The sequence below is a fragment of the uncultured Capnocytophaga sp. genome, from assembly GCF_963525585.1.
Taxonomy (GTDB): Bacteria; Bacteroidota; Bacteroidia; order Flavobacteriales; family Flavobacteriaceae; genus Capnocytophaga.
Map to the genome: position 1 here is coordinate 1 of NZ_CAURLX010000017.1, position 15,205 is coordinate 15,205.

The 15,205-nt window shown below is 37.4% G+C and carries 16 protein-coding genes; 6 read left to right on the plus strand and 10 right to left on the minus strand.

Annotated features, from left to right (window positions below):
* Positions 1–139: 139 nt before the first annotated feature.
* From creD to RYK20_RS05635, 5 genes are all read right to left on the minus strand, one after another.
* Positions 140–1,525: a cell envelope integrity protein CreD gene (creD, locus tag RYK20_RS05615; protein WP_314894717.1), complete on the minus strand. Its 1,386-nt coding sequence runs from the start codon at positions 1,523–1,525 to the stop codon at positions 140–142.
* Positions 1,526–1,601: 76 nt separating this feature from the next.
* Entirely contained in the window at positions 1,602–1,901 is a 300-nt protein-coding gene (locus RYK20_RS05620; RefSeq protein ID WP_311456907.1) for a transcriptional regulator, read from the minus strand.
* A gap of 15 nt (positions 1,902–1,916) precedes the next feature.
* Positions 1,917–2,372: a hypothetical protein gene (locus RYK20_RS05625; RefSeq protein ID WP_311456906.1), complete on the minus strand. Its 456-nt coding sequence runs from the start codon at positions 2,370–2,372 to the stop codon at positions 1,917–1,919.
* A 10-nt stretch (positions 2,373–2,382) separates the two neighbouring features.
* Positions 2,383–3,132 carry a hypothetical protein gene (locus RYK20_RS05630; protein WP_314894718.1) on the minus strand — a complete coding sequence of 250 codons (750 nt, stop codon included), beginning with the start codon at positions 3,130–3,132 and terminating at the stop codon, positions 2,383–2,385.
* Positions 3,133–3,136: 4 nt separating this feature from the next.
* Positions 3,137–3,760, minus strand: coding sequence for a hypothetical protein (locus RYK20_RS05635; RefSeq protein ID WP_314894719.1), 624 nt, complete (start codon positions 3,758–3,760; stop codon positions 3,137–3,139).
* A 321-nt stretch (positions 3,761–4,081) separates the two neighbouring features.
* On the opposite strand from RYK20_RS05635, the gene RYK20_RS05640 reads away from it, so the two are divergent.
* The 5 genes from RYK20_RS05640 (at position 4,082) to RYK20_RS05660 (ending at position 11,480) form a co-directional block, all read left to right on the plus strand.
* On the plus strand, positions 4,082–7,177 hold the full coding sequence (locus RYK20_RS05640; RefSeq protein ID WP_314894748.1) for a SusC/RagA family TonB-linked outer membrane protein: 3,096 nt from the start codon (positions 4,082–4,084) through the stop codon (positions 7,175–7,177).
* 23 nt (positions 7,178–7,200) lie between these two features.
* Entirely contained in the window at positions 7,201–8,862 is a 1,662-nt protein-coding gene (locus tag RYK20_RS05645; RefSeq protein ID WP_314894720.1) for a SusD/RagB family nutrient-binding outer membrane lipoprotein, read from the plus strand.
* 38 nt (positions 8,863–8,900) lie between these two features.
* The gene (locus RYK20_RS05650) at positions 8,901–9,833 is read left to right on the plus strand and encodes an MbnP family protein (RefSeq protein WP_314894721.1); all 933 of its coding nucleotides are present in this window, start codon (positions 8,901–8,903) and stop codon (positions 9,831–9,833) included.
* 164 nt (positions 9,834–9,997) lie between these two features.
* Entirely contained in the window at positions 9,998–10,942 is a 945-nt protein-coding gene (locus RYK20_RS05655) for a mevalonate kinase (RefSeq protein WP_314894722.1), read from the plus strand.
* A 4-nt stretch (positions 10,943–10,946) separates the two neighbouring features.
* The gene (locus RYK20_RS05660; protein ID WP_314894723.1) at positions 10,947–11,480 is read left to right on the plus strand and encodes an RNA methyltransferase; all 534 of its coding nucleotides are present in this window, start codon (positions 10,947–10,949) and stop codon (positions 11,478–11,480) included.
* 6 nt (positions 11,481–11,486) lie between these two features.
* On the opposite strand, the gene RYK20_RS05665 is transcribed toward RYK20_RS05660, so the two are convergent.
* The 3 genes from RYK20_RS05665 to RYK20_RS05675 are packed head-to-tail and all read right to left on the minus strand — an operon-like array spanning position 11,487 to position 13,627.
* Positions 11,487–11,843, minus strand: a complete 357-nt coding sequence (locus RYK20_RS05665) for a hypothetical protein (protein WP_297980476.1) — start codon at positions 11,841–11,843, stop codon at positions 11,487–11,489.
* A 6-nt stretch (positions 11,844–11,849) separates the two neighbouring features.
* Complete coding sequence (tsaE, locus tag RYK20_RS05670) at positions 11,850–12,272, minus strand: tRNA (adenosine(37)-N6)-threonylcarbamoyltransferase complex ATPase subunit type 1 TsaE (protein WP_311456899.1); 423 nt, start codon at positions 12,270–12,272, stop codon at positions 11,850–11,852.
* Positions 12,273–12,277: 5 nt separating this feature from the next.
* Positions 12,278–13,627: a DUF5723 family protein gene (locus tag RYK20_RS05675; RefSeq protein WP_314894724.1), complete on the minus strand. Its 1,350-nt coding sequence runs from the start codon at positions 13,625–13,627 to the stop codon at positions 12,278–12,280.
* 206 nt (positions 13,628–13,833) lie between these two features.
* Here RYK20_RS05675 and RYK20_RS05680 point away from each other — a divergent pair, with 206 nt between their 5' ends.
* A complete protein-coding gene (locus RYK20_RS05680) occupies positions 13,834–14,430 on the plus strand; it encodes a nitroreductase family protein (protein ID WP_314894725.1) in 597 nt (198 codons plus the stop codon).
* On the opposite strand, the gene RYK20_RS05685 is transcribed toward RYK20_RS05680, so the two are convergent.
* Both RYK20_RS05685 and RYK20_RS05690 read right to left on the minus strand, forming a co-directional pair.
* Positions 14,417–14,980, minus strand: coding sequence for a phosphatase PAP2 family protein (locus RYK20_RS05685; RefSeq protein ID WP_311456897.1), 564 nt, complete (start codon positions 14,978–14,980; stop codon positions 14,417–14,419). The two genes, RYK20_RS05680 and RYK20_RS05685, sit on opposite strands and share 14 nt — an antisense overlap.
* Positions 14,973–15,200, minus strand: a complete 228-nt coding sequence (locus tag RYK20_RS05690; protein ID WP_311456896.1) for a hypothetical protein — start codon at positions 15,198–15,200, stop codon at positions 14,973–14,975. Before RYK20_RS05690 ends, RYK20_RS05685 begins: the two co-directional genes overlap by 8 nt.
* Positions 15,201–15,205: the final 5 nt, after the last annotated feature.

The following is a 15,205-nucleotide window of genomic DNA, read 5'->3' on the forward strand; positions in this document are numbered from 1 at the left end:
ACTACTACTTACTGGAATATACTGACTTGAAGGGCAACCGCCAAGAGAAATCAGGATGGTTATACCTTAAGGTAGATTAATATAATAAGAGGCTGTCTCAAACAATTTTGGGACAGCCTCTTTTTTATAAGATAAGGGATTATTCCTTAGCCGACCATTCTATTTTTCTAGAAATAAACATTACTATGGCAAGAATAACAAATAAGCCTATACTGCCTACTAATAGGGCGTAATTTTCAAGTTGGATAATTACATAGATAAATCCATATAAAGCATTCAAAGAAGCGAAAATAAAGGCTGGAAATCGCTTATTTTTGAGGATAGCTATGGAGTAAAGGCTAATAAGACCTATTGTCATCACAGAGGAAATAAGATAGGCTAAGTTAAAGCTACTATGTTCTGTAATTGAAATCAGTAGGGTATAGAATAGGACAAGAGCTAAACCAATCATTGCATACTGAAAAATATGGATCTTAATTTTACTGATAGTTTGTATTAAGAAGAATATTAAGAAAGTAAGTCCAATAACTAGAAATCCATATTTTGTAACACGGTCATTCTGTTGATATTCATCCACAGGGATTACAAAATTTACCTCAAAGGCATAGGGACTAATTCGAGGAAGTTCTCCGAAGGCTTGTTGCGAAAAAGGACGATTGATATGCAACACACGCCAAGAGGCAGTAAATCCATTGGAGGTAATTTGCTTCTGATCAGGTAAGAAATTTCCTACAAAGCTAGGACTTGCCCAATTGGAAGAAATGGTGCTTTCTGTAGTTTTTCCAATAGGAACAATAGCTATATTCTTGCTACCATCATACTCAATAGAAAAAGAAAAATTAGGGTTTTTCAAGACTTCTTCCATACGAATGAATCCTGTTTCTAGTGAAGCAATGGTGCTACTGAGTTCGTTGTAGTAGTATTCTTCTTCATTATTCTGATAAGGAGAGGTATTATAGGTATAGCTCTCCCGGTCATCTTCATTATAGATAGGTTCAAAAGGGTAGGATGCCCCTGCTAGTTCTATGGTTACACCATTCTTGATACTAGAGAGGTTGGTCGTACGAATAAGGATAGAGGCTTTATCCCATTCTACATCTTCTTGTGGAATGCCTTTGATAGAGAAATCAGGGGTTGTGTACTTACCCGTAAAGTTCATTGTAGCATTGAATACAACCGATTCATAATTATTACGCTTTTTCACCTCGGTTTCTACTTCAGAAGTATTCTTAAGCTCCTCTGGGAAGAAGTAAGCGTAGGATGTCTTGAAACTAGTTCGCTTGGTATCCAAATAAATTTTATAAGGAATCTTTAGGATAGGTCCATAGAAGAAGATGGCTCCTCCCCATTTTTCATCAATTTCTTGAATAACACGCTCTTGGCGGTGTTTCCTTTCTCTGACTAGGTCTTTTACAAAAGCCAGAGGAATGAGTAATAATAGCGTTAGTGTTCCGATGAGGAGCATACGGAAAGTGTTCGATTGCAGTAAGTTTGCAAAGGCTGATTTTTGGTTGGGTGTGTTCATTATCTAATAAATTAAATGATTAACAATTTTAAAAGTACTTTGTTTTTCAAAGTAAAAAGCAAAAATAAAAATCCAGCTAATCGCTAAGTTGGATAATTCTTTCTAAGGCGTCTAAGTGCTCTTGGAAGGCTTTTTTTCCTTTTGGAGTAGCTTTGTAGCAGGTATTGCTTTTCCGGTCGATAAAGGTCTTCTCCACTACAATATACTCCTCATTCTCAAGGGCGCGGGTATGGCTAGCCAAGTTACCGTCCGTAACGCCCAAGAGTTCCTTCAGGGTGTTAAAGTCGGCACTTTCATTGACCATTAGTACCGACATTATTGCCAATCGGATACGATGGTCAAAAGTTTTATTAATATGTGCTAAAAGAGACTTCAATTTATGGTGTCTTAACTAATTCCTTTTTGGTCTGATATAGAAATTCTTATCACTTAAAATATTAGTAATCATATATTTCCCTTTGTTATTTTTCTTCAATTGATAATCTACGCAAGTTTTCTTCTTTTCCCAGTCAGAAAGCAAAAAACATACTCTATATCTATCATTACCTAAAGAGGTAATTTTCAAACTGCGATTAAGAGTTTTTGCTTCATAGTCTTGTGCTTGTATAAAAGGGTCATATTCTGGTGAATTATCTTCGCGAGAGGGAGAAAATACTTTATTGAACAATTCCTTAGATACATATTTTAAAAATTGCTCTTCTTTCCATGAATTATCATCATATATTACCTTGTAAAACTCCTTCAAAGTAGCGATAGCCTTTTGGGTATCTGTATCATTGGTTTGCGCTTTTAGGCAGAGCCCTCCTATGAGGAATAATAGGGTTGTAATAAAAAATTTTGTCTTCATAGTATATTTATTATCCATCCCATCCTATGTGGGTGATTTCTTTTCCTTCGAGGTCTATTTCTAACAAATGATCAGTGTAAATATCTGCTGCTTCTACATTGGCAAAGAACCCTTTTTCCCCTACTTCTACTCTCATACGATATACCTCTAGGGTGTCATACCAATTATCGTCAGCTTTAGGGAAAACGTCATAGTTTTTAAATTCATTGTTAAAGCTATCGATAATGACTTCTTTAGCAGTAGCGAACCATTCTAAGTATTCTTTTATTTTCAAAAAACATTCTTCAAAGGTAATTTGGGCGTTGATAAATAACTCAAATCTGCTACCTTTTAATTTTTTATTGAAAACGAGTATTTTTTCACGCTGTATCTTATACTGATGCCCCAATTTTGTTGCTTTTTTTAGGGAAAAATCCTCTTTTTCAAAAGGTTTTTGCTCTCGTTTGCCTCTTAATTTGCGAATGTCCTTAATACAAAAAGTATTTTTATGCGTTTTGGCTTTGTCTTCCAAAACTAATAGTTTGCTTTTCTCCTTATAATTAGTAGTATCTGCAATGCGTAAGAAAGTCTCATAAGCTGAGAGGTGATATTCTAATAAGGTGTAAGTATCAGTAAGGATACGCTCCTCTTCCTTGGTACGTTCAGTTTTGGCTTGCAAATCATATAACAAGTCGTAAAGAGCTATCGCTCCTTCGTGATAGTCTGTTGCTTTGCGAAAAGCATTAGAAGCATCAATATAACGTTTTAATACTTCTGTCATTGTTTTATTCTTTTCTATTACGTTCGTATTTGAAGTGCATAATGCTTCCATACAGGATGTGGCACACGCCGAAGCCTATAATCCAGAACAAAAGTCCATACCCTGAAAACTGTACCGCAAACAAGCCTAACACGATTTCAGTAATGCCTAGGTAATGTACATCACCAAAGGTGTATTTGCTCACATTTACACATGCCAATCCATAGAATATCAAGGTCATAGGGGCAAGCAAACCATAATGTCCGTTTTTTAGGAGTAATATACAGAGAATCCCCCCTGTAAGCAGAGGAAGGGCAAAGTTATATAAGGCACGCTTGGAAGTGGCATTGACCAAGGTTTCCCCATTACGTCTGGCTTTGTAAGCAGAAAATAAATAAGCAGTAACTATAGATGCCACTAATACTATTAAGGCAATAGCTATCAATTTCTTGAAAGTATAGCTCTCCAAGATTAGATAGCGCTGATGTAAGTAGTGGTCTTCCAAAATACCAAAGGCAAAGCCTGCTCCAATCAGGGCATACACCCCTGCCAATACTCCTGAGAGCCCACTCAAGGAAAGAAATTGGGTGGATTTACGCATGATCTGCCGTATTTCCTTCAGGTCATCTAAGTATTTACGTTCTTCCATAAGAAAGTACTTTGAAATGCAAAGTAACGATAAATAATTGATATAAACAAATATTTTTTTGATTTTTTTACTCAATACATTTCAGGAGGTGTTCAGGAGTTCTTCTTCAGCAGAGAAGAGCTGGTTAGGGAAAGGTTTCTTGTAAAAATCTATCTTTCAAGGACAAATGAATTTAGGAGTAAAAAGTATTCTTTTAGAGGGTTTCTATAATAGAAATGAAAGTTATATATTTTCTCTATATGAGGAAAAAACTTTCAGAAATTGCTTGAATTTTACAAAAAAAAACGTAAATTCGCGTCACTAATGAACATACAAAGAGATATGAATTTAAAACGATTATTTTCGCTGTTATTGTTTGCGTTAGCAACAGTAACTTTCGCACAACAGACGCGTTCTGGAAGTGTCAAGGACACTTCAGGAAAGCCTGTAGCGGGAGCTAATATAGTGGTATTTGGTACCACTCGGAATGCTCAGACAAATGCTGAAGGGAAGTACTCCATTGTAGCACAAGAAGGAGAAGTGTTACAGTTCACCGCAGCAGGCTATAAGAACTTGGAAATCAAAGTAGCGCTCTCAGCTACTATTGATGCTGTACTGCTTCCGGCTTCCTCTCAAGAGGCAGGAGAAGCTGGAGCCTTAGGGATTAAGCGAGATAAAAATGCGGTAGGGTATGCTACCCAAAAAGCAGAAGCTGACCAAGGACTCTCAGGAAATGTGGCAGGGGTACAAACCTCTACAACCTCCTCAATGGGAGGAAATACCAATGTAACCATTCGTGGGGTAGGGAGTGTTACAGGAAGTAACCAACCTCTAATTGTTATCGATGGAGTTCCTATGGCAACTGTGGGAGATGCTAATAGTAAGTTCGGAGATGCTGCTGGGGATATTAATCCTGAGGACATAGAGTCCGTTACCGTTCTCAGTGGTGGTGCTGCGACAGCTCTTTACGGAAGTCGTGGAGGTAATGGGGTAATTATCTACACTACTAAGTCAGGAAAAGCAGGAAAAACAAGCATTGATCTAAAAACAGGAGTTACTTTTGAAAAACATTACATAGGACCTAAATTACAGAATGAATATGGGGGAGGGGTTACTCCTAGTTTTGACAAATATACAGCTCCTAATGGTACTGTTTATGATGTTCCTAATTATGCCGGGGACCAAAGCTGGGGACCAAAATATGATCCTAACAAAATGCATTTACCTTGGTATGCTTTTGATAAGGAATATCTTCCTGAACATTACCTAAAACCTGTTCCTTGGGTGGCTCCTAAGAATGATATAGAAAAGCTATATAGAGTGGGGGTGAATATATCTAATTCGGTTTCTGTATCACGTTCCGTAGGAGGAACTAACTTGAGATTCTCTCTAGGAAATAATGAAGTTACAGGAATTGTTCCTAATACTAAATTGCAAAAAACAAACTTATCATTTAGCTTTAATTCTACTTTGTCCAAGAAGCTAAAGAGTGAAGGAGGGTTCAACTATATTATTACCACCCGTGATAATCCTGAGAACTCTTATACAATGAAGAACCCAATTGCTAAGACCCTCTATTCTTGGACACACCGTCAGTTGGATATGCAAGAATTGAAGGACTACTATATAGCTCCTGATGGAACACAACGTACTTGGAATAGAACTTCTGCTGAAAATGCTACTCCTAAATTCGCAGATAACTCTTATTGGACTATCTACAAGAATACAAGCAATGACAAGCGTCATCGTTTCTTTGGAAATATAGGATTTACTTATGATTTTACTGATAATCTCTATTGGGTAGGAAAGATCTATGGAGATATCTATGATCTTAATACAGAAGCTCGTGTAGCAGTAGGCTCTAAAGCTTTATCTTCTTATACTACAAATAGTTATACCAATTCAGACTTCAATTACGAAACTCGTTTGCACTATACTCCTAAGTTTAAGAGTAAGAACTACACACTTACAGGATTTGTAGGGCTAGCACGCCGAGAAGGACGTTATCATTGGATAAAAGGAAAAACCAATGGAGGCTTAGTACTTGCTGATTTCTATAACTTAGAAAATAGTAAGGAAACTCCTTCAGCTACCAACTATAGACAATGGAGACGTACCAATAGCGTATTTGGAATGGTTTCTTTCGGATATAAGGGAATGGCTTTCGTAGAGGCAACAGGTCGTAAGGACTGGTTCTCTACTGTGTCTAAGCCTGTATTCTATCCTTCTGTAACAGGGTCTTTCGTATTCACAGGCGCTATGAAGCACAAGCCCTCTTGGCTTTCTTATGGAAAAATTCGTGCCGCTTGGGCTCAAGCGGGGAATGATACCAATCCTTATCAGCTAATTACTTATCCTAGTGTGAACTTGCCTTTTAGAGGAAGCCCTAACTATATGCATACTTATACTGCTAATAATCCTGATTTGGTGCCTGAAATTAAGGAAACTAAAGAGGTTGGTTTGGAATTACGCTTATTCAAAGATCGTATCTCTGCTAATATATCTCTTTATGATATTCTTTCTAAAGATTTAATTATTCCACTTCCTGTGGATGGAGCCAATGGATATGTAGCCAAATATATCAATACAGGTAAGATGTCTAACAAAGGGATAGAGGTGTCTCTTTCAGCAACTCCAGTTAAGATAGGTAATTTCTCTTGGAATGTAAGCTGGAATTTTGCAAAGAATGATAATAAATTATTACAACTTTATCCAGGAACCACTCGTTATAAAATCACTAATGATAGCTCAGCTCTAGTTTCTTTATATGCAATAGAAGGACAGCCTTACGGACAGCTTTTCGGAAGAGATTATGTGTACGATGATGCAGGAAATAAGGTAATTGAAGCCAATGGTAAGTATGCTACATCTGAGCAAAAGCCTTTAGGAACTATTATTCCTGATTACACAATGGGCTTGAAGAACTCTTTCAAGTATGGTCCAATGAGCCTTTCTTTCTTATTTGACTTCCAAAAAGGAGGAAAATATTTTGCTAACACTTATATGTTAGGTATGTATACAGGTTCTTTCCAAGAAACTGTTCAGAATGGAATCCGTGATAATGTTAGAAGAGACGGTATTACTCAGCAAAGAGGGGTAATCCTCAATGGAGTGGTAAGAGGAACAGGGCAACCTAACCAAAAGATTATTTCTCCTAAAACTTTTGGGGAACTATTCTACAAAGGGGTAGATGCACAGAATATTTTTGATGCTACTTACTTAAAACTTAGAAATGTAACCCTTACCTATGAGGTACCTCTTCCAGAGAAAAAACACATCAAAGGTTTGAATATATCTTTATTCGGAAACAACCTTTGGACTACAGGACTTTCTTGGGATGGTATGGATCCTGAAATCGCCGCTTCTAATAAGGGATTGGGAGAAACTTCCCTACCTTCTACTAGAACATTCGGAATGAGTCTAGGATTGAAATTATAATAATAAATTAAAATAGACAACAAATGAAAAATATATTTTTGACGTTCTTGACAGGAGCTTCTCTATTCCTTACCAGTTGTGAGAAAGACTTTGAAGAGATAAATACGAATCCTAACAAGCCAAAAACATCCCTCTCCTACGCATTGTTCAATGGAGGTAACAAATGGTTTATGGATTATACCAGATACTATACAACTTCTGGGAAGCTGATTCGTTCTTGGATGCAATATACAGCTCAGGATACTTATACAAAGGAAAGTCGTTTCTTATATAGTGACTATTCTGGAGACTATATTTGGCGTTTTGCCTATCAAGTAGCTGGGCAGTATAAGGAAATTATAGAACTTAATACAGATCCTAAAACACAGGCAAAAACAGCTACTTACGGTAATAATGATAACCAGATAGCTGCCGCTCGTATTATGATGGGCTATGTAATGAGTATGCTAACAGAAACCTTTGGAGATATTCCTTATTACTCTTGGCACGGAAAGGATAATCCTAAGTTCCAAGCCTTACAGCTTGATAAATACATCTCTCCTGAGTATGCCTCTCAAGAAGATATCTATGCAGATATGCTTGCAGACCTCAAGGAAGCTGTAGAGCAAATCAGAACAACCGACCCTACTACAGGAAGAGCTATTACCAACGTATTCACTGCAGGAGATGTAATCTTCGGAACACCTCAAAAGATGAGAAAATTTGGGAATTCCTTACGCTTACGTATCGCAATTCACCTTTCTGACGTGGAAGATAATAATCTAAAGCAACTAGCGATAAACACTATTCGAGAAATTGTAAATAATCCTACAGTTTACCCTGTAATGGAGTCCAATGCCGATACGGTAGAACTGATGTATGAAAACAATGATACCAATCCTTCTCCTATCTACAAAAATTATTTCGTAAATAGAAGAACAGATTATTCTCCAGCCAATACTTTCGTAGATATCCTAAAAGGAACCAGAGGTAGCTTCGGTCAGGACCCTCGTTTGCAAAAATACTTTGCTCCTATAGGACATACTAAGTATCAGGTAAGAGCAGGAAACTATCGTGAGGAATCTGATATTAATAAGTACAAAGGAATGACCTATGGAATAGATGAGGAATATAGTGACTCTCAGTTTGATTCCGAAAAAGGAGTTTCTCTTTTCAGTAAGAAAATTCTCTCAGCTGATTATGCAGAAGTGCTTATGGAGTATTCTGAAGTATGTTTCTTACTCTCTGAAGCAAAGTATATAGTGAATGGAACTTGGGATCAGACCTCATATGAAAAGGGAATCAGAGCTTCTATGGAAAAATGGGGCGTTTCCTCCTCAGATATAAGCGCTTACCTCACTCGTATTGCTTCAGCAGGACTTCAGGCGAACCAAGAGAATGTAATTACTCAGAAGTATATTGCCCTATATATGAATCCTAATGAAGCTTGGACAGAATATCGCCGTACAGGATATCCTAATATGCTTATTAAGCACGGAGAAACAGTGCCTTTGAATAAAAATATTGGAGGAATGACCTCTTATGTATTTACTTCTTTAGTAGCCGAGCTTACCGATATCCCTGCAAGACTTCAGTATTCTACAGAAAACAAAAATATCAACTTCTATAATTATAGAAAAGCCCTTGAAGCGATGGGAATGAGTGAGGATTCTATGGCTAAGAAACTTATTTTTGCAAAACGATAATAAAATAAATCAGTCTTAAAATTAATTTTGAATAAAAAATGAAAAATATCAAAACACTTTTTGCAATAGCTATAGCCACAGTAGCACTTTCTTCTTGCAATAAGGAAAGTTCATTTGATTACACTATTCCTCCTACTGTACAGGATGCAGGAAAAGTAACTTTACAGTTCGAGAACTATGTAGGAAATGAAGCATTACAGCTCAACCACGCATATACTTCGAATGGTCAGTCTATTTCATTCTCTGAAGTGAAATATGTAATTACTAATATTGCAATGATTAAGGAGAATGGAGACCAAGTGGTCTATAATTGGGACAACCTTAATAAGGCAGGTTATATCATTGACCAAGCCGAAGAAGCCTCCCGTACTTTTGTGCTAGATACAATGGCAGCAGCTAAGTACAAATCTATTAGGTTTGGATTAGGCGTTAAGAAGGATTTAAACAGCCTTACTACTGCACAGCGAAAATCAGCTGATTTCTATACTCGTACGCAAACAAAAGGAATGCAATGGTCTTGGGCAGATGGTTTCCAATTTGCAAAGTTCGCAGGAACTTACGGAACCAATAATGATGAGCTTTCTATCCTTATAGGAAGTGGTAAGAAAGGCAAAAAGCTTAAAACTAGCTGGAATAGTAATGAGGATAGAGATGCTTTCCGTTATGTTACTCTTGACTTGCCTACTCGCCCTACTCTAGCCAAGGACGGTACTCTTAAGATTGTTATCAAAGCCGATTTGGATAAGATTCTTAATGGAGAAAATCGAGTAACCCTTAGTGAAAAAATCCCTGCTGATCAGGATAACTTGGATAAGATGTTCCCTATTGTTAATAACATAGGAGGTCGCCAGGATGTTAATGGAAAAGCTATAATTGTAAAGAAAGTAGGTAGTACAACCGAAAATCTGGAAGGGCTTGTTAGCTCTCCAGCCAATAAAACAGGAATGTTCTCTGTTCTTAATGTGCAGTAAAATTTCTATTCTTATGATAGAGAGGCTGTTCCTTGTGGAATAGCCTCTCTTTATCTAGAACATTTAATATTTTTAGATTTCTGGTAAAAAATAAATAATTTTTTTGTGGAATATTCTCAGAATAATTGTATCTTTGCCTCTTGAAATGACACTTCTTAATACCAATGAATTCAACCCTTTTCTATTCAAAAATACTTCTTTTTGGAGAGTATGGAATTATCAAAGATTCTAAAGGATTAGCCATCCCCTATAACTCTTATAATGGGACTCTCAAGAAAAAACCTGTAACCTCATTACTTCCTTCTGAACAGGATTCCAATGCTTCTTTAGCTAGATATGTACTATACTTGAAAGAGATATCCCAAACACAAGAGCCTTTAGTTCGGTTTGATATAGAACGCTTAGAACAGGACATACAAGAGGGAATGTTTTTTGATAGTAGTATTCCTCAGGGCTATGGAGTAGGAAGTAGTGGCGCCTTGGTAGCGGCAATCTATGATACTTATGCGTTGGACAAGATAAAGACTTCTCAGGCTCTTACCAGAGAACTTCTCCTGAAGCTTAAGGAGATATTTGCCCTAATGGAATCATTCTTTCACGGGAAATCCTCAGGGCTAGATCCGCTCAATAGTTATCTGAGTATCCCTATACTGATTAATTCAACTAACCGAATAGAAACAACAGGTATTCCGACGCCTTTTGAAGAGGGCAAAGGAGCAGTTTTCCTTCTGGATAGTGGTATGATAGGCGAGACGGCTCCTATGGTGGAAATTTTTATGGAAAAAATGAAGAATGAAGGATTCCGTAAGATGCTTAAGAACCAATTTGCTAAATATACAGATGCTTGTATAGATAATTTCTTGCAAGGAAACTTTAAATTATTGATAACCAATGTAAAGAAACTCTCAAGGGTAGCCTTAAGTCATTTTAAGCCAATGATACCCAAGCAGTTTCACGCTCTTTGGCAACAAGGAATTGATACAGGGGATTATTATCTAAAGCTTTGTGGTTCAGGGGGCGGAGGATATATATTGGGCTTTACTCCTGATTATCAGCGTGCTAAAAAAGCTCTAGAAGGACATAAGTTAGAACTAGTATATCGTTTCTAGTCCTATGGAGAAGCTAACTTCAGAACAATTAGGTCGCCTTACAGTGGAAGACTTCAAGAAAACCTCAAAAATTCCACTTTCTTTAATCTTGGATAATGTGAGGAGTCTTAATAATATAGGTTCAATTTTTAGGTCAGCAGATGCTTTCCTGATACAGAAAATATATCTCTGTGGGATTACGGCTTGCCCTCCTCATAAGGAAATTCACAAAACCGCTTTAGGGGCAACAGAAAGTGTCTGTTGGGAGTATGTAAAAGATATTTTTGAATTGTTAGAACGATTGCAACAAACCCATACAGAAATCATTGCTTTAGAGCAAGTTACAGGGGCTACTTTGTTACAGGATTTCTTCCCTGAAAAAGGAAAGCAATATGCGCTTATTCTAGGAAATGAAGTAGATGGGGTACAACAAAAGGTCGTTTCCTTATGTCATAAAGCTATTGAAATTCCTCAGTTTGGTACCAAGCATTCCCTTAATATTGCTGTGAGTGCGGGGATTGCCCTTTGGGATATAAGTGCAAAGCTCAGGAGCTTATAGGCTTTCTTATTTTAGTTCTTGGACAGATTTTATAGTGGCTTTCTCAGAACAATTCTCTACAATAATCTCAAGGGTTACTCCTTGACTATTTTTCCCTTCAATAACATATGAACGACATTTGCTATGGGTGTCGCTACGTTTGAAATCTACTTCTCCATCCTTGAAGATAGGGGAAAAGTCTTCTACTTTATATCCTTGAATTTCAGGAGATAGTTCTATAGGTTTATTACGTAAGTCCTTAAGTACTCTACAGTTAGGAAGATAACAGAATTCCACACCCTTCTTCTGGAAAAAGAAAAAAGTAATAACAGCTCCTATAGAAAGACCTATAAGGAATAAGCCTAATTTTCTCAGTAAGTTCATAATATATTATTCAATGTGCTGTATGATAGAGAGTTCTCGTGTAGTATCATCAAGAGTACTAAGGGAGATAACTGTATAATGTTCAGGAAGTAGGGAGGGAATACGCTCAGCCCATTCTACAAAGCACCAATGGGCTTCTTCCCAATATTCCTCAATGCCAAAATCTAAGGCTTCTTGTTCTTCTTCAATGCGATAAAGGTCAAAATGAAAGAGCTTTCTACCAAGAGCATCCCTATATTCATTAACTAAGGAAAAAGTAGGGCTTGTGATAGGATCTTTTACTCCCAATTCTTGGCAAATAGCCCTGATAAGAGTGGTTTTCCCCGCTCCCATCTCCCCTTGAAAGAGAATCACAGGGGCTGAGAGGGGGAATACATCTCTTATAAGTTCTTGAGCTACATTTTCTATTTGAGAAAGTGTATATTGCATATTTTTTATAGATAAGCTCCTCCGAAACGAACTCCAAAGAAGAAATTCAGCTCTTTTGCACTCTTGTTAGTAAGGAGGTTACTTAGGATACTATGAGACCCAAAAGTAAGGGGACCTACTCGGAAAGCGGGACCTACAGTAAGAGCACTTACACTATTGTAGCTAATAGGAAGATAAACACCAAATGTATAGTTTTCCCAACGAGGTGTAAGGGTAATATCATTAGCATAACGTGCATTATATTCATTTTTGCTAACCACATTCAATTGGGTAGAGAGGTTAAGATAAACTCCTTCTGTAAAACGATAATCAGCATTGATATTCAAAGTGGTAGGTAGGGAAGAATTGAATTTTTCGCCTTCTAGGTTTGTTTTGAGTCCAGAAGAAAGTCTGTCAAGGCTTTCTTGCATATTTTTAAGGTTGATATCTTGGTTTATGAGTCGGTAAGTGAAAGATTCTTTGTTGGTTGTATAGCTAAGGCGTCCTAAATCCAGTAAGGAAACACCTACTTTGAAATTATAAGGGATATGTCCATCACAGTTAGGGCAACCATCTTCACTATACTCATAGATGAAACCTAGGTCAAGTCCTACGGTTGAGGCTTCTCCATTAAGGAAATCACCTACATTAGGATTGTTAATCACACTAAGCCCTCCACTTCTTACTTCAGCAGAGCCATTATTTACGTGAAGGATATAGTCTCCGTTTTGTTCTCTAAGGGTAACATTATTGCTATTGATACCATCGAATCCCATTCTGAAACTTCCAGCACCACGAACGTACTTAAGGGTAGCTCCTACACGGAACAGGTTATAACCATCATTATATACAGTATATCCCCAAGTAGCTCCTACTTCCCAGAAAGCATTTACAAGTAGGTTCATATCATTAATTCCCTGTACATTGTAGTAATTTAGGGGATTGCGAGAGAGTTCTACAGTTCCTGCTTTTAGGAAAGCCTGAAGGAACTTAGCGTCTATATTATCTATATTTGATATTGCTCGCATACGAGTTGTAAGTCCTACAGCGTGTTTTTTATTCACACGGAAGAGGAAAGAGGGACCTAGTACATCAGCTCCTATTCTAGCATTGATAACTTCAGAACTTTCAAGCCCTTTGGTGAATTCACTGAAAGATTTTTCCAAGTCAGTGGAGAATCCCATTGCATTATTTCCAATAGAAGCATCTACAGAAAAGAGGTTGGCATCCCACGGACGAGCTCCTAATACATTGGCAGGATTGGAAATGGTGGTGAAAGTACCTCCATACACACTTGTCCTAAGCCCAGAGAAAGACTGCTGTGCCATCCCTTGAAGACTAGCAAAAGCAAGTAAAGAAAGAACAATTTTTTTCATTGGTGTAATCTCTATTGTTTGATGAGGCAAAAGTATTTAAAAAAAATCAGATTAAAAAATTCTATTCTAATTTTTTTGCGACTTTAACAAAATTTGATTTAATCTAAAATCATTTCAAAAAATATATTTTTTAGATTAATTTTGTTATCTTTGCCTCTCCAAATTTAGGAATTTTCAATAAAAGAACTTATATAAAATAATAAAAAATGGATTTTTTAGAATTAGCTACTACCCGTTATACAACTAAGTCCTATCAAGATAAACGTATAGAAAAAGAGACCATTGAAGCGCTTAAGGAAATACTCCGCTTATCTCCTTCTTCTATCAATAGCCAGCCTTGGCAGTTTCTCTTTGTAAGCGATGAGAAATTGAAAAATGAGTCTCTTGCCAAGCTATCGCTTATGAACGAACAGCGAGTAAAGCAAGCCAGCCATTTGGTGATTTTCAGGGTGATGAGCCCAGCTCTTTTTGAAGAAAAAAGGAGCCAATACATCTCACCATCGGGCTATGCTTTTTATCAGCAACATATGAAGCCTCAAGGAGAGGCATATGTAGCTTCTTGGCTAGCACATCAGGTATATGTGGCGCTGGGCTATTTCCTTACAGCTTGTGCTTCTATGGGGATAGATTCCACTCCAATGGAAGGAATCCTTAAGGAAGAATATGATAAATACCTACCAGATCAAGGATATCATACACTCTTTGCGGTTGCTATAGGCTACCGTGATCCAGAGGATAAAAACCAGCCTACACTGAATCCTAAGAATAGGCTCCCCCTTACAGAAGTCATTAGGGAACTCTAAGCTTTCGGTAGAGTACATACATACCCCATCCCAAAAGGAGTCCAATACATAGCCCTGTGAGGATATCAAAGGGGTAATGTACTCCCAAGTAAAGCCGACTGTAAGAAACCACACTTGCCCATAAAAGTAACCAGCCTAATAGTTTGGGATAAAATGGCTTAAAGAGATTACCGAGAAAGCAAGCTAGTGCAAAAGTATTGGCTGCGTGAGCTGAAAAATAACCAAATTGTCCGCCACAACGGCTAAAGCGAAGTTGTCCATTAATCAGTGGATTATGGCACGGGCGTAACCTATGGAATTGTACTTTGAAAAGATTAGAAAGCTGATCTGTGAGGGTAATCATTAGGGCAATGCATACCATTATCACAAGGAACTGCTTTAAACTATGCCTTTTATAACATAACCAACACAATAAGGCGTACAAAGGAATGGCACTCCATTTGTTGGTAATGAATAACCAAAATCCATCCCAAAAAGGAGTCCCTAATCCATTGAGAAAGAGAATCAGCTCTTGGTCAAGCCTATCTAGGAAATCAATAAGATTATTCATAACGACTTATTTCTCGGTCATAGAAAGCCGTAGCTTCCTCAATGAGGCTTTCAGCAGAGGAGGCTAACTCTTCTTCGTCCTCTTTGTCGAATTCCTCTAGCCATTCTACTTCATCATTAGCAAGGTTAAGGATAAAGCGTGGGAATTCTGTGTGAATAATGAAAATAGCATCGGGATAATCGGTATTATCACCGAGCAAAAATTTAGGAAATGAAGCCATAATTG

Coding starts and splice junctions, on each gene's coding strand:
- RYK20_RS05645 (WP_314894720.1), top strand. CDS start 7,201: ATGAAAAATATATTTTTGACGTTCTTGACAGGAGCTTCTCTATTCCTT.
- tsaE (WP_311456899.1), bottom strand. CDS start 12,272: ATGCAATATACACTTTCTCAAATAGAAAATGTAGCTCAAGAACTTATA.
- RYK20_RS05650 (WP_314894721.1), top strand. CDS start 8,901: ATGAAAAATATCAAAACACTTTTTGCAATAGCTATAGCCACAGTAGCA.
- RYK20_RS05680 (WP_314894725.1), top strand. CDS start 13,834: ATGGATTTTTTAGAATTAGCTACTACCCGTTATACAACTAAGTCCTAT.
- RYK20_RS05625 (WP_311456906.1), bottom strand. CDS start 2,372: ATGAAGACAAAATTTTTTATTACAACCCTATTATTCCTCATAGGAGGG.
- RYK20_RS05660 (WP_314894723.1), top strand. CDS start 10,947: ATGGAGAAGCTAACTTCAGAACAATTAGGTCGCCTTACAGTGGAAGAC.
- RYK20_RS05690 (WP_311456896.1), bottom strand. CDS start 15,200: ATGGCTTCATTTCCTAAATTTTTGCTCGGTGATAATACCGATTATCCC.
- RYK20_RS05630 (WP_314894718.1), bottom strand. CDS start 3,132: ATGACAGAAGTATTAAAACGTTATATTGATGCTTCTAATGCTTTTCGC.
- RYK20_RS05655 (WP_314894722.1), top strand. CDS start 9,998: ATGAATTCAACCCTTTTCTATTCAAAAATACTTCTTTTTGGAGAGTAT.
- RYK20_RS05665 (WP_297980476.1), bottom strand. CDS start 11,843: ATGAACTTACTGAGAAAATTAGGCTTATTCCTTATAGGTCTTTCTATA.
- RYK20_RS05640 (WP_314894748.1), top strand. CDS start 4,082: ATGAATTTAAAACGATTATTTTCGCTGTTATTGTTTGCGTTAGCAACA.
- RYK20_RS05685 (WP_311456897.1), bottom strand. CDS start 14,980: ATGAATAATCTTATTGATTTCCTAGATAGGCTTGACCAAGAGCTGATT.
- creD (WP_314894717.1), bottom strand. CDS start 1,525: ATGAACACACCCAACCAAAAATCAGCCTTTGCAAACTTACTGCAATCG.
- RYK20_RS05675 (WP_314894724.1), bottom strand. CDS start 13,627: ATGAAAAAAATTGTTCTTTCTTTACTTGCTTTTGCTAGTCTTCAAGGG.
- RYK20_RS05635 (WP_314894719.1), bottom strand. CDS start 3,760: ATGGAAGAACGTAAATACTTAGATGACCTGAAGGAAATACGGCAGATC.